This window comes from Butyricicoccus sp. AF35-5AC (genome assembly GCF_003477715.1).
Classification (GTDB): Bacteria; Bacillota; Clostridia; order Oscillospirales; family Butyricicoccaceae; genus Agathobaculum; species Agathobaculum butyriciproducens.
The window spans coordinates 23,188-39,821 of the sequence record NZ_QUDX01000017.1 but is presented as its reverse complement, the minus strand read 5'-3'; the positions used below and the strand labels follow the sequence as shown (position 1 = coordinate 39,821).

Annotated in this window: 16 protein-coding genes and 2 pseudogenes; 9 read left to right on the top strand and 9 right to left on the bottom strand. The window is 47.9% G+C overall.

Going from position 1 to position 16,634, the window contains the following annotated elements; genetic code table 11:
• Window positions 1-289: 289 nt before the first annotated feature.
• Window positions 290-565, bottom strand: a pseudogene (locus tag DWZ82_RS13940) (IS30 family transposase); the annotation flags it as partial.
• Between the two features lie 42 nt (window positions 566-607).
• Window positions 608-1,183, bottom strand: a complete 576-nt coding sequence (locus DWZ82_RS16145) for a DUF5906 domain-containing protein (RefSeq protein ID WP_442861242.1) — start codon at window positions 1,181-1,183, stop codon at window positions 608-610.
• A 617-nt stretch (window positions 1,184-1,800) separates the two neighbouring features.
• Between DWZ82_RS16145 and DWZ82_RS13930 the strand changes: the two genes are divergently transcribed.
• The 5 genes from DWZ82_RS13930 to DWZ82_RS13910 are packed head-to-tail and all read left to right on the top strand — an operon-like array spanning window position 1,801 to window position 5,416.
• Window positions 1,801-2,334, top strand: a complete 534-nt coding sequence (locus DWZ82_RS13930) for an RNA polymerase sigma factor (protein ID WP_158575287.1) — start codon at window positions 1,801-1,803, stop codon at window positions 2,332-2,334.
• Window positions 2,331-3,032 carry a hypothetical protein gene (locus DWZ82_RS13925; RefSeq protein ID WP_118481310.1) on the top strand — a complete coding sequence of 234 codons (702 nt, stop codon included), beginning with the start codon at window positions 2,331-2,333 and terminating at the stop codon, window positions 3,030-3,032. Before DWZ82_RS13930 ends, DWZ82_RS13925 begins: the two co-directional genes overlap by 4 nt.
• Window positions 3,010-3,843, top strand: a complete 834-nt coding sequence (locus DWZ82_RS13920; protein WP_118481309.1) for a hypothetical protein — start codon at window positions 3,010-3,012, stop codon at window positions 3,841-3,843. The genes DWZ82_RS13925 and DWZ82_RS13920 overlap by 23 nt, the downstream gene beginning before the upstream one ends.
• Window positions 3,840-4,559 (top strand): hypothetical protein, encoded by a 720-nt coding sequence (locus DWZ82_RS13915; RefSeq protein WP_118481308.1) that lies wholly within the window; start codon window positions 3,840-3,842, stop codon window positions 4,557-4,559. The genes DWZ82_RS13920 and DWZ82_RS13915 overlap by 4 nt, the downstream gene beginning before the upstream one ends.
• Complete coding sequence (locus DWZ82_RS13910) at window positions 4,556-5,416, top strand: ABC transporter ATP-binding protein (RefSeq protein WP_118481307.1); 861 nt, start codon at window positions 4,556-4,558, stop codon at window positions 5,414-5,416. Before DWZ82_RS13915 ends, DWZ82_RS13910 begins: the two co-directional genes overlap by 4 nt.
• Window positions 5,417-6,102: 686 nt before the next feature.
• On the opposite strand, the pseudogene DWZ82_RS16140 reads toward DWZ82_RS13910, so the two are convergent.
• Window positions 6,103-6,390: pseudogene (locus DWZ82_RS16140) on the bottom strand (helix-turn-helix domain-containing protein); the annotation flags it as partial.
• Window positions 6,391-7,044: 654 nt separating this feature from the next.
• Window positions 7,045-7,611, bottom strand: a complete 567-nt coding sequence (locus DWZ82_RS13900) for a Uma2 family endonuclease (protein WP_118481305.1) — start codon at window positions 7,609-7,611, stop codon at window positions 7,045-7,047.
• A 341-nt stretch (window positions 7,612-7,952) separates the two neighbouring features.
• Here DWZ82_RS13900 and DWZ82_RS13895 point away from each other — a divergent pair, with 341 nt between their 5' ends.
• Window positions 7,953-8,603, top strand: coding sequence for a SprT-like domain-containing protein (locus tag DWZ82_RS13895; protein WP_118481304.1), 651 nt, complete (start codon window positions 7,953-7,955; stop codon window positions 8,601-8,603).
• Between the two features lie 65 nt (window positions 8,604-8,668).
• Here DWZ82_RS13895 and DWZ82_RS13890 read toward each other — a convergent pair whose 3' ends face one another.
• Window positions 8,669-10,033: an FtsK/SpoIIIE domain-containing protein gene (locus DWZ82_RS13890; RefSeq protein ID WP_118481303.1), complete on the bottom strand. Its 1,365-nt coding sequence runs from the start codon at window positions 10,031-10,033 to the stop codon at window positions 8,669-8,671.
• Between the two features lie 158 nt (window positions 10,034-10,191).
• A complete protein-coding gene (locus tag DWZ82_RS13885) occupies window positions 10,192-11,220 on the bottom strand; it encodes a hypothetical protein (protein WP_118481302.1) in 1,029 nt (342 codons plus the stop codon).
• Window positions 11,221-11,293: 73 nt separating this feature from the next.
• Between DWZ82_RS13885 and DWZ82_RS15475 the strand changes: the two genes are divergently transcribed.
• Window positions 11,294-11,482 carry a hypothetical protein gene (locus DWZ82_RS15475; RefSeq protein ID WP_207663672.1) on the top strand — a complete coding sequence of 63 codons (189 nt, stop codon included), beginning with the start codon at window positions 11,294-11,296 and terminating at the stop codon, window positions 11,480-11,482.
• A gap of 182 nt (window positions 11,483-11,664) precedes the next feature.
• Here the strand turns inward: DWZ82_RS15475 and DWZ82_RS13875 are convergent, their stop codons facing one another.
• The 3 genes from DWZ82_RS13875 to DWZ82_RS13865 form a co-directional block, all read right to left on the bottom strand.
• Window positions 11,665-11,976 (bottom strand): hypothetical protein, encoded by a 312-nt coding sequence (locus DWZ82_RS13875; RefSeq protein ID WP_118481300.1) that lies wholly within the window; start codon window positions 11,974-11,976, stop codon window positions 11,665-11,667.
• Between the two features lie 18 nt (window positions 11,977-11,994).
• Window positions 11,995-12,315, bottom strand: coding sequence for a hypothetical protein (locus DWZ82_RS13870; RefSeq protein ID WP_118481299.1), 321 nt, complete (start codon window positions 12,313-12,315; stop codon window positions 11,995-11,997).
• Window positions 12,316-12,451: 136 nt separating this feature from the next.
• Window positions 12,452-12,850 carry a hypothetical protein gene (locus DWZ82_RS13865; RefSeq protein WP_147356950.1) on the bottom strand — a complete coding sequence of 133 codons (399 nt, stop codon included), beginning with the start codon at window positions 12,848-12,850 and terminating at the stop codon, window positions 12,452-12,454.
• Between the two features lie 604 nt (window positions 12,851-13,454).
• Between DWZ82_RS13865 and DWZ82_RS13860 the strand changes: the two genes are divergently transcribed.
• Together DWZ82_RS13860 and DWZ82_RS13850 are read left to right on the top strand one after the other, a co-directional pair.
• Window positions 13,455-14,789 (top strand): CAP domain-containing protein, encoded by a 1,335-nt coding sequence (locus DWZ82_RS13860; RefSeq protein ID WP_118481297.1) that lies wholly within the window; start codon window positions 13,455-13,457, stop codon window positions 14,787-14,789.
• A 674-nt stretch (window positions 14,790-15,463) separates the two neighbouring features.
• Entirely contained in the window at window positions 15,464-16,609 is a 1,146-nt protein-coding gene (locus tag DWZ82_RS13850; protein WP_118481295.1) for a hypothetical protein, read from the top strand.
• The last annotated feature ends 25 nt before the right edge of the window (window positions 16,610-16,634 follow it).

Genomic DNA, 16,634 nt, shown 5'->3' with positions numbered 1-16,634 from the left:
AACGCCTACATCTAAAGCAGCAACGAAAGTTGCTGCTTTTTTTGGTTTAATTATTTTTATTGTGGACTTGAGGTGAAGCTGGGGGTGCGTGGCAGCGTCCGTACCGGTATGCTTTTCGTAGCAATCAGCACGGGAGGCTTCGCCATGCAGTACATTCATTTGCCCTCTGGCCTAAGGCAATACCGCACAATAAAAGCAGCGGCGATTTGGCCGCGTCAAGTAAAGTTCGCAAAAGCCGCAAATTGCAATATCAGGTTGAGCATTTCATCTGTTAGAATCAGTCTGGTAGCGGAAGACGATTCGCCCATAGCTCTACAGCCAGAATGTCATCATCGCTGTAATCTGAAATCCACTTTCCCTTTGGTATAAAGCGTCGGATCAGGCCATTGTGGTTTTCTATTGCCCCTTTCTCACAGGATGTATACGGATGGGTAAAGTACACTTTCGTATTCGTTCCTGTTTCCAACTCTGCCAGCCGGGCAAACTCAGGATCGTTATCCGTTGTGATGGTACGGAATACCTTGCTGAAGTAATCCCCCAGTTCAGATTGCATCTTCTGAAAAGCAGCAGATTGATCACCTCAAGGCCTATAAATCCCCGAACCCGCTTACCGCCGACATGGACATTGTTGGTGGACTCCACACTGATAGTTGTTCCCGATCAGCCGGTGTAGCCCCTCCAGACACCAGAGAAAGATACCCTCTTTCTCCCGCAGCAGCTTATCCACCAGAAACGGATCGTCCGCTCGGCCTGCGGGCCGGTCTTTGGTAGTCAGCATGATTTGGCGTCGGAAGAAGCCATCGGACTTGTCGTGCAAGGCGGTCAGCGCACCGTTTCCGAAGCAGAGGAAGCGCACATACAGCTGGCTCTGGTAGCTCTGGACGCCCTTGCGCTCCATGTCCATCTTGCACTCGGAGGTCACGATGGACTTGATATAGTTGGTCTTGGGCAAGGCGCTCATATCCATATCGTCATCCACTATCAGGAGCTTGTTTTTCAAATCCGCACGGCTGAACCGGTTGCTCTCCACCTTCTGGATGCTGGTGGTATTCATGCTGTCACCCAGCAGGGAGCGCATGACCAGTCCAATGCGGCTTTTGTCCTCGCCGCCCTTGCCAATGAGCATGAGCATCTTCTGCCCCTTGGTGGTGGGCAGCAGACAGTAGCCGAGAAATTCCTGCAAGGCGGGAATATCATCTTCTTGCAGCAGCTCCGATAGGAATTGTAGCCACTTTTTCGGAGTGGGTGTGTCTGGATTATAAGTGACGGTGAGGCGGTTGTTGCAGTAGCTCTTGTCGGCACTGAAGCTGCCGTCCGTGAAAACGTCCCGTTGGCAACATGGATGCGGTCCGTCTCAATGGGCAGCGGCGGCGAATAGGTTTGCAGCTTGATACTGGCAAGTAAGTTTGCAACCGTCTTGGAGAGATTGGCGGTCAGCACGCCGGAGATTGTCAAACTGGCAGATTGGGACACGGTGAAGTCAAACGTTTTTACAAAAGCCGCGATACCATATGTGAGGTATCTTTTAAGGCAGGCATCCGCGAAGCAAGTTATCGTCTAGTATGTTAAATAGGTCACGACTTGCAGGGCGGTTGCTTTTTGCGTGAACTCCAGATAAAGCCTATTCTTTGGTTCCTAATGCACAGTTTTGGCGCTCCAGTGTTAAAATATAAAAGCGCTCAAATATTGCAGTTGGAAACACACGTAAGGACCTGTTAAAATTTTTATAAAATATCTTTTGTATCTTTCATCCCTTTAGGTGCTCTCGTTCGTTATACTGACAGAAAAGGCGGTGAGGCGGTGGAATATAGCGATCATGAACTGGTGCGCGGGATCAAAGGCGGAGATAAGAGCGCACTGGAGCTTTTGGTTCGCCGCTGGTATCCGCGAATTTACGGATATGTTTTCAAATTGACCGGGCATGAGCAGGACGCTTATGACTTGACGCAGGATGTTTTTATCGCAATGATGCAGAGCATCGGCAGTTATACGCCGTGGCGGAAATTTGACAGCTGGCTGTTTACGATCGCGCATAACAAATGTATGGACTACTTTCGCTTTCGACAGAAAATCGTTCAGGTGGAAGACACCATGTTCGACCGACCCGATCCGGTTGCCTCGTTTGAAGATATGGCAGCGGTCTCCATGTCCGTAAAAGCCGCTCTGGAGAAGCTGCCTGCCGCACAGCGGGAGGCAGTGATCTTACATTATTTCCACCAATTTACCGCAAAGGAGATCGCACAAATGACGAACACACCGCTGCCGACAGTCAAATCACGGCTTCGTGCCGCCAGAAATACACTCTCAGATAAACTGCGGGAGGACTTCAAATGAACGATCGAATGGAACAGGAAATCCGCCGCACCATTTTGCGGCTGCAAGCGTCCATGCCGGAGCCAAGGGACCGGCAGACGCCGGTCTTCACGCTGCTGCGGATTGCAGCAAGTGAAATGGACTGGGGGCTGCTGCTTGGGCTTTTCGCGGGTGCATTGATTTTCGGTCTGCTCAGCGTCAGGGCTTTGTCCATGCCAATGCTGACGATTTTCTGCACCGCACCCATGCCGATGCTCCTGCTGTTCCATCGGTATGTGCTCGTCAGTAACCAGAACATGCGTGAATTGGAGGCTACATTTCCGTATTCCTATCCGGAGATGCTGGCTGCGCGGTCTGTCGTGATTTCATGCTGCATGTTCGGCGCTCTGGTGCTCCTTTCCGTGATGCTGCACGTTTCTGCGAGTGAGGCGTTTTTGCGGCTGGCGCTCTGCGGCGCGGTACCGGACATTTATCTCTGTGCGCTGCTCCTGTTTTTGTCTGCTTCGCTCCGCAATTCGGAAGGGCTGTCCCTGCTTGCGCTCGTCTTCTGGGCGGCGCTTTGCTTCCTCGTGACGGTACTGCCGTTTGACCGGCTTTTGCAGCTCTGCTCCACCGCCGCCTACGCTGTGCTGGCGGCTATCGGACTGATTTTATACAGCATTCTTGTATACAATGTTCAACGAAGGAGGGAGCATTATGACATGGCTCATATCGGATGAAGCCAGAAAGCACCGGGCGTTCCGCGAGGTCTGGGTCGCGTATCTCCTTGGCGGGTTGTATCTGCTGCTGGGGTTATACACAGAAATTTCGGAACAGAATTACAGCGTGCTCTATGATGCACAGCAAAAGTGGAATTTTGTTCAGCAGAATATCTATTCCTATGGCGCGACGCTGACGGCGTTTCTGCTTGCGGTCGGATTGCCACGGCTGGTCTGCTGTGAAAGGGAATACCGGACGGACGATCTTGTCGGGACGGCAGCGCTTGGCCGACGGTACACATGGAGAGCGAAAACGGCGTTTACGGTCCTCTATTGCGCGGTCGTTGTTTTCATCATCGGCGCAGCCAGTCTGCTGGTAAACGGCGGCGCGTTCGGGTTCGAAGGCGCCCTCTCCTCTGTTGCCGGATGCGTGTATTTTGCGGATACGGCGCTGCCGCCGATGTCCAATCTTGCGTACTGTGCGATCCAGTATGGCTTTCTGTTTTTGGGCGCGTTATATTTCGCCGGGTTTATCCTGATCGTCGCTGCGCTGACGCGGCGGACGGCGCTCAGTCTGTTCCTCTGCGGCGGAAGCTATCTGCTGTTTTTCGCGTATTCCGCTGTCGGGCCTCAGCTGCCGGAGCTCCTTCGCGTGCCGATCGACGCGCTCTATCGGTTTGGCTTCGGTGGGTATCTGCTGCAGGAGAGCTATTCGTGGGTCTTTCCATATTTGTGGTCGGACGTATGGAAACCGGTCCTGCTGGGGATTGGCATGATCCTTCTGGAGTTTTTCCTCTTTTGGAGGATATGGAGGAGGAAAGCAAAGGCATGAAGGCTGATCTGATCCGCTGTTTCCGGAATCCGCTCTACTGGCTCGTTTTGGGTGCTGGGCTATCCGTTCGGGGCATTCTCGCCTTCTTTGATTCCCGATTCCGCAGCGATGCGTTCTGGTCCTTATCCGCAGAATTCTGGAATAAGATAGGCTCCGTAACACTCGGTTTTCTGGTTCTGCTCGTTCTGATCCGTCTGTTTTCCGCGGATCGTGAAACAGGAGTCTTTCCCGTCATCAACAGCACTGCCTATGGTCGAAGCACGCTGTTCCGGAACCGGTTGATTGCCGGGAGCATTGCCGCTTCGGCTGTTGCTGTGCTGTTAGCAGCCGGAAATCATGCGCTGTCAATTCTCATTTCCGGCAGGCTTCCCCAACCGGATGGTTGGAATCACGCATGGTTCCGCAGCACGGCGATCGTTCTCATCGGAACCATTGGATTTTTCCTCTTTGCAGCATTTGTATGTGACAGTCTGAAGAATCAGCCAGCGGCCATGTGCATCTGCGGAGCTCCGTTTGCGTTCAGCTATTTTATCAATGCCGCTGTGCTGAAAAAGTTTGAATTCTTCTGGTTTGTCCGGTATGGATTTTTTGCAGAATGGATGCGTGGACGGAGAATCGGTATGACCCCGGGAGTCTGGGGTGTCTGGTACGCACTGTTATTGGGTGGATTATCATTGGCCGCCATCCATCAAAGAAAGGAGCGAAAGGAATTATGAAGCTTTCCTTCGAACATATAAGCAAGCTCTACGGCAATACGGCCGCGCTGCAGCAGATCGACCTGACGCTGGGGCCGGGCGTCTATGGGCTGCTCGGTCCAAACGGAGCCGGGAAGACGACGCTGATGCGGATTATGACGGATCTGCTCGCCCCATCGACCGGACGTGTCTTGCTGGATGGGCAGGACATTGCGGTCATGGGTGCCGCGTTCCGGAAAAAGCTCGGCTATCTGCCGCAGGATTTCGGCGTTTATCCGAATTTCACAGCGGAGCAGTTTCTGCTCTATATTGCTAGATTGAAGGGTTTGTCAAAATTTGAGGCCAAGCGGCAGACGGATGATCTTCTGCATATGGTCGGTCTGGAGGACAAAAAGCAGAAAAAGCTGAAAGATTTCTCCGGCGGACAGCGGCAGCGTGTGGGAATCGCACAGGCACTGCTTGGAGACCCCGAAATTCTGGTGCTGGACGAGCCGACAGCTGGGCTTGACCCGGAAGAACGGATCCGGTTCCGCGGTATCATCAGTGATCTTTCCCAGCAAAAGCTCGTTTTGCTGTCGACGCATATTGTATCGGATCTCGAAGCAGTCGCAAACGAAATCATTCTGCTCCGGAAAGGTGTTGTCCTCGGAATGCAAAAGCCTGCTTCGCTGCTGGAGCAGCTGAACGAGCAAGTCTGGCTCGTTACAGTTCCTGCTGCGGACGAAGCGGCACTCACAAAGCAATATATCTGCAGCAATGTCATGCACACAGACGGAAAAAGTGTGATCCGTCTGCTCAGCAAAAGCGCCCCTCGACCCGACGCAGTACCAACAGCACCCAATATGGAGGATATGTATCTATATTATTTCGGTAGATGATCGTCCGGATGATTCTGGCTGGATCTCGGGTGCAGTAAAGTGCAGACTTTTTAGAAGGCAGCTTGCAAGTTTTTAGACCTGCAAGCTGCTTTTCTCCGTAAACTCAGAGCCGATTTTGCTGCCGCAAAATCTCTGGGAACAAAATTTGAGCGGTTGTTCGCAGCACCTCTCAGCAACTCATTTCGCGCATTTTCTGGTACGAAATCATTCAGTGCAGAAAAATTACTGGCTCGTATTCGCGCCGTTCTCCACAACCACCGACAGAGAGAAAAATAAGAATACAGCCAGTGGAAACTGTCCGCTTCAGGATTTGTTGATTGGCTATGAAAAAAGGCGGATCTATGTCGGAAAAAACGAAATCGACCTGACATTGGCGGAGTGAACCGCTCCCTGTCAATTAGACAGACGAAAAAACAAAAAGTTTTCTCCAGGACCTCATCTCAGAGGTCCTGGTTTTCATTTATGCAGCATCCAGCAAGCTGCGGTAATTCATTGGTGCGCCGTTACTTCCGGCTTAGACCGCTGATATGCCGGACGTTTTCTGCGGATGACAGCAGGCAGGCCGACAATATGTACCAAACGATAGAACTGATTTAGGTTCAGAATGTCACAAGTCTCGGTTATTGCATACCCCTCTTCGTGCATTTTCCGAACACAAATGTAGAGATATTCTTGTCTTACTCCGCTCAGCGCCACCTCATTTCGAGTTCCTCGAGTTTTTTTAGCACTGCATTCTCCGTTTTCAATCTTCTGTTTCGGGCTTCCAGTATCCGGTTCTCGGCGCGCAGCTTCACCGCTTCTGTCATCTCAGATTCGGCTTTACGCTTACCACGCTTGTCTACCAGACCTTCTATGCCCTTCTCATTGTACTTTCTCACCCAGGAATAGATTTGCTGGTAGCTGACGCCGAATCGCTCAACAGCAGCAGCATAGTCATTTCCATGCTCGATGCAGTAGCTGATAATTTCAATCCGTTCTTCGTATGTCGTAGTCCGTACTTTTTACAGATTGCTGCCTGGCTTCCTTCTCCGTTGAATGGATGATCTCTTCCAGTGTCCGTTTTGACATAATAATGCTCCCCTTAGTGTAGTCTCGAATTTTTGTTATTTCGAGTGTCTACTCTATGGGGAGCATATCAGCCTGTATTCTTATTCTTTATTCTTTTTTAAGCCTTGGTGTTCGAACCACACCAGACCATAAATTTGGCAGGGCACATCTTAAAAATGTCGCCTCTCGCGGGGCAAAACTGGAATTTTGAAAAATCGAGTTTTTGCAGCCTTTTCGTTCTAAAAGTAGCGCATTATATGTGAAAACGCCACACTTTCGTGCGGCGTTTTCGGCGTTGCATCTTTCATCAACACATTTTGGTACGCCCGGTGCGATTCGAGCGCATGGCCTTTGGAGTCGGAGTGCCGGATATGTATTGATTTATACGTCGTTTTACGTTCAAAAGTTATGAAAATACGCACATTTATATGGATAATCAGAACTTTTGAAAGCGGTTATAAACACCTGTTTTCAGCTGAATAAACCCCTAATAAACCCCTAAAACAAACCCCTGAATTGGGCTGTCAAAAGAGGCCGAAAGTAAGCATTTTTGAGAGATATGGAGGTGGCGTTTTTTCGTATTATTCGAAGACCTTGGTTAAGTCCAATTCGCAGCCAGTCAGAGTAAAAACCTTTGCAGCGAAGTCCACCTTGGTGTAAACAGCAACGGTGCGATACAGTCCGTTTTCCAGTACAAACACCGTTGCATTCTGTTCTTGTGGGGAGATGATCCAGTATTCGGGGACACCGGCCTGCTGATAGCGATTGAGCTTTACAAGGCGGTCGGCCTTGGCAGTGGATGGTGAAAGAATCTCCATTACTACGGTCGGAGCACCAAAGCAATACTGCTCGTGCAGTTTCTCAGGGTCGCAAATTATGGCAAGGTCAGGAACATAGACAGTGCTCACATCGTCCGCATTCTGATGCGCGTGTTCAGGGAGCAACACCTCAATCTCAGCAAAGGCGCGACACGGCTTGCCATCAAGGAAGTTGCGGAGCTGCTGAAGCAAAGCACCCTCTATATTCTGATGCTGAATGCTTGGACGTGCCTGCATGACCGGTACGCCATCGAACAGCTCGTATTTTTGTTCAGTATCCCACGTCAGATAGTCAGCGTAGGTACAATGTGTCGTTTGAGGTAACGGCATAGACAAGCCCTCCTTTTTATAAAAACTGTTTGTATTGTTATTATACCACGGTCAAGATACGGAAACCAGCTAAAACATTATTACTATCAATTATATGACAAAGGTGGACTGGTAACACCAAAGAGATGGGGCCTCTGCCTTCGCTTGTGGCACACCCCGAACCCTGAGTCAAGGTCAGCAAAAATTTACACCGTGCCAATTATTCGCACGGTGTAAATTTTTGCGCAAGTGGCTCTTACGAGCCAACCTTGACACAGTGCCCGGCGTGTCTGCAAAAGTATTTAAGCCGTACTCGGAACGAGCACGGCGAGGCCCAAAGAAAAATTGTGGAGGTGCTTTTTATGAAGCAGACAATTAAAACGAGTCGTACAGCAGGATACTTAGAGAAAATGTTCCGCGAACTTAATGACCATTATTTCAATAGCGAGATTGAAGAACCTATCATCACCATCCAATCTACGCCACGCGCATATGGCCATGTAACCGTTTCCAAGGCATGGCACAAGAGTAACGGTGATCAGCGGCACGAGCTCAACATTGACGCAGGCACGCTTGACAGGCCGATTGAAGACGTGACCGCTACCTTGCTGCATGAGATGGTTCATCTCTATCATCTGCAAAACAATGTGAAAGATTGCAGTCGCGGAGGCACTTACCATAACAAACGCTTTAAGGACACTGCCGAGGCGTGCGACTTACACATTGAGTACGATTCGCGAATCGGCTGGTCGATCACCTTTCCAACCGAAGCGCTTGTTGATTTCATCGTGACTCAGGGATGGGAAGACATCCGCATGGGCCGCATGGACGGTTATATCTCTGGCAGGCCGGGACGCGGGACGAGCGCAGGAACGACTGAGCCGCCCAAGCCCAAGAAGACGAGTAGCACTCGCAAATATATCTGTCCCCATTGCAAAATGTCGGTACGTGCGACTCGCGAGGTCAACATCTTGTGCGGCGATTGCTTATTGAGAATGGAACCGGTTAAATAATAGGAAATTGAAAGTGCACGTTCAAGAATGATGTTGAAGGTGCACTTTCAAATATATGCGATATTTTAGAACGGAGCGTTCCAGTCTATATTGAATTCATCAAACCAATAAGCCTGAAAAACTACTCCCTCACTGTCAATAAAGCGTCCACGGGCATCGGATGGAATTTCGTCCGCAGCGGCGGTGCTGTCTAAAATAATTCCTGAGAGTACATTATCCGCACGGCCACAGATGCGATAAGAGATGTTGTTCTTAATTTGACCGGCCAAAATATTAGCGTCGGGTCGTTGGGTTGCCAAAATTAGATGAATACCAAATGCTCTACCCAATCGGGCGATAGTTGCAAGGCGGCTCTCAATCTGTGCAACTACTTCTTTTTCTGTTTTGCTGAGGCCGGTTTTATCAAGCACTTCTGCAATTTCATCCGCCGCAAATACAATTCGATCAAGTGGCTCGGCATCATTATGAGTGTAGATCGGATTGATATTGTAATCAAAGATATTGTTGCAATTGTTTTTGCTTACGAAAAGCGCTTTACGCCGATTGAGTTCAATAATCAAGCCGTCAAGATAGGATAAAAGTTCGGAACGCTCGAAAATCATGCGGCACTTGGGATGCTGTTTCCAACAATCAGAAAAATCTACGCCGCCCTTAAAATCGGCTATTGTGACCTGCACGTTTTGTTTTTTAAGAAGTTGCATAAGGATTAAGCGCAAAAGAACGGTTTTGCCAGAGCCAGTTGAACCGCCGATGAGGATATGCGGTGTAATGTTAAGGTCAACGGTGACTTGTTCCAACAGACTTTCTCCTAAGATGATTTTGCAAATGGGTATTTGCGTGTTTAGCATCGTGTTTTGCCAAACAATTTTATCGGATAAACCTTGTTCAAGCGGCACGGTGTAAAGTCGAATGCCCTGTTTTCCGTCGATTTCCTCGATTTTAGCGATATTCCGATTTAGAGCCGTTTCGATGGCGGTTTTTTTGTCCTCCCAAATGGATTTTTCAATGCTGCAAGATAGAAAATCTAAACAAAAAACTTGTCTAGAAGTTGATTTTTTATAAAACGGATATTCTCGCAGCAAGAGTGGAATTTCACCGGCGGAATTGGTTAAACCTATGCGTGAAAAGTTGTTGTGGATGCGGTGAGCGATTTTGGGAGTTCCGTAATACAGAATATAGCAAAGCACGGCAATCAGCGCGATAACAGCAACCAGAAAATACATAGCGATTTTCAGAATGTCACCGATTGCATTACTATCAAAGGTGTGCTGCACGAGGATTGCAACCAGCAGCGCTAATGCCAAAATCAACAGCAAGCGGTGTTGCTTGTGTGGATCATGTTTGATGTGTTTCATACCCTCGCAGAGACGGTAGAATGTATATTTATAGGTGCTCTCGTTGATGAGTTCATCTTTTTTATTACTGTTCATGATGTTCACCTTTTTTCATCGAAAAGTGTAACGGATTTAATTTTTGTAACGTATGTTGGTTACAGGAAAAATGCTCAAATCCCCAGTGATTTCAAGGCTTTTCGCGTTTTGTGTAACCGTAACGAGGTGGGCTGGTAACACTACCAGCCCACCTCTGGTTAAAACGGGTTAGAGTTGTTATCTTCTAACGAGGCTCTTAACGAGGCTATATCATTATAAAAATCACTGCTTACGCATACAAACTTGCGTTTGTGGTCAGCATCAAAATAACAATAGATAATTTCGCTGATGCGGCGGCGCAACTGTTCATAGCTATCAGTGCCGCGCTTGTGATACGGTACGAGTTCCGCGTAGAGTTGCTCAGGCGCATAAACACTCGTTATGTAAACATCACTCCATAATGCGAACGAGTTGGTATATCTTGCGGAAATTTGCTTTTTATAACCGTCTAAAAGCGAGAGCAGTTCGGCATAGGAAATGCTGTCGGGCTTGAGCTCGTCGATAAAAAGAATAGATTCGGCACAATATTTGTCAAAAGCCCCGTGCTTTAAATCGGAGATTAAGTAGATGTTATCCTCGCCCTTTTCTTCACACAGACTAACATAGTGATACGTCTTACCAGCGCCCGACTCGCCACAAATCCAGTGGACTTTGACTGGACGAATGGGTGGTGTTGCCTTGAAACGCTGGTCGAAAAATGCATCGCGAATCATGCGGTCATAGCGGCGATAATTAAGGTTGGATGCCATAATTTCTGAGGGCGTGTGACCCTCTTTCAGTAAAGCCGCAATCTCGGCTAAGTCGGAGCGATTTGCACTGCGGCCTTTAATCTCGCCGGCCTTAACTACGCACAACACCTGCTCTCCTTTTTCGTCAAATGGCGAACGCTTGTTGATGTAATCCTCTGCCTGCTTTTTTGACCCTTTGGTGGGTTCGAAATGCATCCCACACGCATAGGTTTTTTTTACGATACTGAAACGCATAGCAACGGCGTCCTCCAAGACCATATGTACGTGATGCAAGCCGAGCGCCGATATGCAATAGGCCCATGCTCCAGTGCGTGTCGTGCTGGAGCCTACCCACTCGTCCCTGAGTTGCTCACAGATTTCCTGCGGTGTGCCAGAATAGCCGTGTTCGCAGGGGTTGTTCAGCACAGCAAACCATGATTTGGTGACACTTTCTCCCATATAAACCCTCCTTATACATAAAAATTAGGGCTGCATCCCATAAGGGGCGCAGCCCGGATGCAATGAGGTTTTAGTGAACCATCACCAAAACACGCTCGGTGTCAAGAATATGCTGAACGAAGTGCTCTACGTCACTTGCCATATCGTGCGATGTAGTCAACGGGACAGTGGAGTCAGCAGGGACGTAATCGAAGATGTGGCGGTCACGAAACGGCGCTTTGTCAATCAAGACCATATCGACGTGCGGGACGCCATCGTCTGACAAACAGAACATCCAAACGCCAGAACGCGAGGGGCGCTCGGAAAGCCACTGGGCGCGAAGCTGCTCACAGAGGACACGCGGACAACCACTATAGCCATAATTTTCAGGGTTTTTCACGGTAACAATCCACGCACGAGCAACCATAGAATACTTTTTCAAAAACATCACCTCCTTTCGACGGTTTAGGCATCTTTGATCGGTTCGATTGCGGTGGCCTTGGCCGAGATGCGCGGCTTGCCATCAATGATAAAAGCCTTGATCTCCAAATCCGTCACGCGAACGGGAGTATCGACAGGGATTTCGGGCGCAGTCGGAACCGTCACATAAAACGTTTCGTAACCACGGTCAACGAGGGCGAGCTGGCAGCGGTAGCCCTTAACCTTATTGGTGGCCTGACCCTTTTCGTAGACGTAGGCCGTTTTGCAGCCGAGAAAACGGAAATGGTCGCCAACCGTGAGGTAAGGGTCGATTTGCAACTGATTAAGTTTCAGCATGGGTTTATTCCTCCTTTATTATTTTAGGAACTTATACATAATTGAGCTGGTTTGAGCCCAATCAGCGCTATAATCAGCGAGAACAAACTCGTCGGTTAGCGCATCAGCGAATCTGTCGGCATCAACATACGCGACAGTTGCGCCGGTTTCCTCCAGAAACAGGTCGATTAAATGAACCATTTCATGGATTTGTTCGGGGGTCGTGAGCCTATCGCTTACATCAAGGCGAATGACATCGACAACTTCGTTAAAAAGTGCGATATGGGCGGTACCAAGCAGCAGCGTGTCGGAATAAAACGCCAGCTTGTAATGCAAGCCGCCTTGCAAGGTGTTATGCATATTTTTCACCTCCTCCTACTATTTCGGGGGCTTTTTACTGACAACTCCATTATAAATTGCAAAAATTATATGAGTGGAACTTCCGAAGTTCCTTTTTGCAGACAAAAAAAGAGGCGGCCAATGGCCGCCTCGGTGGTTAGCTGTTATTCTTTTGGAAAGTGAAGAAATGCTTTCCTGTCTTTTCGAAAAGCAATTCATCGGCCTCGTAAAGGGTTAAATGCTTTTCAAGGGCAAAACGAATAACGCTATGCATCGTAGAATGGTTTAAATAGTATCCTGCTTCGTGGAATAAATTCTCCGCTTCATTTAATGTAACATTCGCTGCAATGAAAAATGCCGCAAGAGTTTTAAATTGATAATTCTCGGAGCGATAGCAGGTGATATTGTCGTAAACGTGCTTTGACAGGAAAGTTTCAGCACAGAAACTTTGTTGATTAAAGTGGTTCTCATAAATGATTTTATTTAAAGCGATTAACAGTGCTGAACACCGTAAATTGCTATTCTTTTCTCCATAATAACGGTTAAATTCGTCCAAAACCCTGTTATTCAATGACAGGATCGACCTTTAAACGTAATCAGCGTTTAAAGATATAATGGACAAACCAACGAGCAAAAATCCAAGCGGAACAAGCAGGGGTCAGGGTGGATACGGACGCGCATAGGGAAAGGTGCCGGGGCTGCTGGGGGATTGCACGAGAGAAGATTTCCACATGACCACCTCCTCAATCAAAAAATTTTAGGGCATTGCGATAGAAAAACTGCCCGTTCCGCTGGATTTTTACATTTAAACTCCTTAAAATAGGCGCAAAAAAGACACGTTTATTACACCGTGTCTGAAAACGCAATCTGTTGAGATTGGTACGCTCTTAAATTTACTCCATAAAATGGGTATACTAATACTAAAACTGTGCCGATTGTTCGGCGGTTACTTAAAAACAACGCGACTTTTTCAGTCGGAAACTTGATACTATATGAGTATAATAACGCAATTAAGGCTGATTGTCAACACTTTTAGGTTGGAAAACGGATAAAGGAGATTTTGAAAGTGCACGTTCAATTTAAATTCGTTGTTTCCTGTATATTTCTGTGATATACTTGACACAAATAGAAGCATCAAACTCCATATAGGGGGAATAACAATGAAAAAGAGAGCTACCGCCGTTATGGCGCTCGGCTTGTCGGCAGTGATGTTTGCAAGTGCAGGAGCCGTTGCAGACCTCCCCGCAACCCCGACTCGCACAAAGGGACAGTCCGTATATGTTGGAAACACACGAGTCTACCCTACCGGCTACAATATTGCAGACAATAACTACTTCAAGCTCAGAGATCTCGGTAAGCTTGCTGGCTTTGGCGTAGATTGGGATGAAACGACTCGCTCTGTGCTGATCTCGACGGAAAGAACGACACCTGATCTTTCCAATATGGTTGATATGGCACTCACTGGCTCTACCGCCAAGCTGTCGCCCCAGACCTTTAAGGTCGATGGCGAGCAGGTTGCGATTAAGTCCTATCTGATTCGCGGTAACAATTACGTCAAGCTCCGCGACATTGCGAAGGAAGTGCATTTTGGCGTAGATTTCGATCTTGCAACGAAGAAAGTAACCATCGACCCGGACGGCGTGTATATCGATGACGACGATGTTCCGATTACACCAGACAATCCATCTAAACCTACTACGCCGACGCAGCCGTCTAATCCAACGACTCCGAGCACGCCTGCAACAGGTTCTGCTATCATCAAGTGGAACTCGACCATGTCGGATTTCAATGAAGCGATGATCAACTGCAACTGGAACCATGACAAATACCTTGAAGTGGCCAAGCAGTATGGTTCGGCGATTACCGGCAAGACCAATGCAACTACTTCAGATGTCGTTGCAGCGCTTGAGGCGATGACTGGCGCTCCAGTTGATGCGGTTTCCATGGACAACAAACCAGTTAACCAGTTCTGGGCAAAGGAACTGCGCAAAGCAATGGGCGAAAACGTAGCAGACAATAAGCCGACTATTGATACTGGATCTTCCGACAACAGCAATTCCTCTGCCGGCGCTGGCTCCAACAACACGGTTGTAACTGATGCAATGCTCCGTCAGTGGGAGCAGGAGATGATCGTTCGAGTTAACGATGAACGGGTCAAAGCTGGTGTTCAGATTTTAACAATAGACGAATATGAAATGGATTTCGCGCGGTATTGGGCGCAACATTTAACAAAAGAATTCAGGCATTCTACATGGGCAGAAAAAGAAGACTTTGCAAAGCTTCGTGGAATTGATGTTAATGACTTGGCTGGAGGAGAAAATGTTTCCGGCGGGGGTAATGTCACTAATATGAACCCTGTTAATTCATGCATGACAGGATTGCTCAATTCTGAAGGACATCGTGCAACAATGCTGCGTGAAGACTTCTCGAAAATAGGAATCGGTTTTGCCGTAGACTCGCAAGGAAATTTTTATTGTTGCCAACGTTTTAAATGAACTGCAGACTCAACCAAAGCAGGAAAATCAAAGAAAACGTATGTTGTAAAAAAACTATAGCGTCAAAGCCCGACATTCGATTGCATATCGATATATGCCGGGCTTTTTATGTCAAAATTTTTTCTTCCACAAAGAAAGGGGCGCAACCCATAACGGGTTGCGCCTTTCGCGTTAAATCTTGTCTTTGTACTTTTCCCAGAGCTCAGCGAAGCACTCCGGTCTGTCGGCTGCACGCTCAGCGTCGTCATACTTGCCAATACTCTTGAGATACATGCGAAGAGCGCGAAGATCAAAAACATAATTTTCGCGCCCTTCCACACGACCTTCGTCTCGACCTTCTTGCATAGTTTTCATCGCAATCGCTGTGCTGAAATTGCACATCTCCAACGCTTCTTCCCTAAATTCTTCCCCAACAGGAATACCTATTTGCTCGCCCTTGTTATTATCAGTTGCTTTTGTTTAAAGATACATTTTTCGCATCTTTCACACCGGTTAATTGCAAGATATCTTGTTTCAACCATAACTGCGGTTCCGGACAGTAATAGCACTCTTCTTTTCGCTTTTTGAATATACACTTTCAAATCAATTATTAGCACAGCATCTTAACATAAATTGACACGTCTTGCACGAAGGCTTATAATGGACTCAAAGATTTCCAAAGGGAGGAAAAAACGATGAGAAAGAAAAGAACATTAGCCATTGCAGCGGGTCTGTCCGCGCTGATGATGGCGTGTGCAGGTGCAGCCAATACCGCGACAGCTACACCGACCGGCAACAGCATTTATGTTGACGGTAAGCAGGTTAATGGCGCGGCTTACATGACCAACAGCAACAACTATTTCAAGTTGCGTGACATCGCAGCGATGGTAAACAATAGCGCAAAGCAGTTTGAAGTAAGCTGGAATCAGGCTGCAAAGCGTATCGACCTCACCACCAATAAGGCTTACACCGTTGTCGGTGGCGAGCTCGCGCTCCCTTCGGCGACCACAAAGACTGCCAAGGAGTCTACTGCGGTAGTATATAAGGATGGTGCGAAGGCGAACTACACAGGCTATACCATTGCCGACAACAACTACTATAAGCTGCGCGATCTGTGCAAAGATATGGACATCGGCGTTAAGTACGATGCCAATACCAAGCGCGTAGATATCCTGACGACCGTGGGTTACGGCAAGGAAGAGGACGCAACGACTCCGGTAAATCCGACGCCGACTGAGCCGACTACGCCGGAGCAGCCGTCTGCTCCGAGCAAGCCCGACAATTCTACGAGTTCGTCTGATGAGTTGGGCCCGAGAGATTGCGATTATCGCCAGCCGGGGGATAAAGGATTAAAAAGTGTAAATTGTGGCAGTTCGGTTAATCCCAAATACTACTTTTACCCTTCTTATGGTAATTACACAAAGGACTATCAAGCATATCTGGATAATTGTGAGGAAGAAATTGTCACAAAAACAATCTATTATTACACATATTGCACGCAAACAAGTGAAAAGGATGTTTTAGATGGCTTCCCTGTAGAAATTATGGTCAGTGATGCCAATGTTACCCAAGGGAAAAAGCTTGTGTCTGTAATGCTTCAGTATATCGATTCTCCAACCGGTTCGTTCACCCTGAAGATGCCCAAAAGCATGTACGAACGTACGATGGCTGGAGAATGGGTGTTTAGAATAGTAGGCACTAACCTGGAAAACGTCAACATGAAAACGACGATAAACGGGAAGCTTTATGAGATTGTAGGTGCAAAGATTAACGGTAGCGATGTCCGTGATGCTAAACCGACGCGAATTCGGCTAGAGTTAGCGTATTACTCGGAAGATTAATAATATGGTAGAAAAATTGCCCACG

Excerpts from the sequence above, each read along its gene's own strand:
- DWZ82_RS13925 (WP_118481310.1), top strand. The coding sequence starts at position 2,331 with ATGAACGATCGAATGGAACAGGAAATCCGCCGCACCATTTTGCGGCTG.
- DWZ82_RS13920 (WP_118481309.1), top strand. The coding sequence starts at position 3,010 with ATGACATGGCTCATATCGGATGAAGCCAGAAAGCACCGGGCGTTCCGC.
- DWZ82_RS13915 (WP_118481308.1), top strand. The coding sequence starts at position 3,840 with ATGAAGGCTGATCTGATCCGCTGTTTCCGGAATCCGCTCTACTGGCTC.
- DWZ82_RS13910 (WP_118481307.1), top strand. The coding sequence starts at position 4,556 with ATGAAGCTTTCCTTCGAACATATAAGCAAGCTCTACGGCAATACGGCC.
- DWZ82_RS13900 (WP_118481305.1), bottom strand. The coding sequence starts at position 7,611 with ATGCCGTTACCTCAAACGACACATTGTACCTACGCTGACTATCTGACG.
- DWZ82_RS13895 (WP_118481304.1), top strand. The coding sequence starts at position 7,953 with ATGAAGCAGACAATTAAAACGAGTCGTACAGCAGGATACTTAGAGAAA.
- DWZ82_RS13890 (WP_118481303.1), bottom strand. The coding sequence starts at position 10,033 with ATGAACAGTAATAAAAAAGATGAACTCATCAACGAGAGCACCTATAAA.
- DWZ82_RS13885 (WP_118481302.1), bottom strand. The coding sequence starts at position 11,220 with ATGGGAGAAAGTGTCACCAAATCATGGTTTGCTGTGCTGAACAACCCC.
- DWZ82_RS13875 (WP_118481300.1), bottom strand. The coding sequence starts at position 11,976 with ATGCTGAAACTTAATCAGTTGCAAATCGACCCTTACCTCACGGTTGGC.
- DWZ82_RS13870 (WP_118481299.1), bottom strand. The coding sequence starts at position 12,315 with ATGCATAACACCTTGCAAGGCGGCTTGCATTACAAGCTGGCGTTTTAT.
- DWZ82_RS13860 (WP_118481297.1), top strand. The coding sequence starts at position 13,455 with ATGAAAAAGAGAGCTACCGCCGTTATGGCGCTCGGCTTGTCGGCAGTG.
- DWZ82_RS13850 (WP_118481295.1), top strand. The coding sequence starts at position 15,464 with ATGAGAAAGAAAAGAACATTAGCCATTGCAGCGGGTCTGTCCGCGCTG.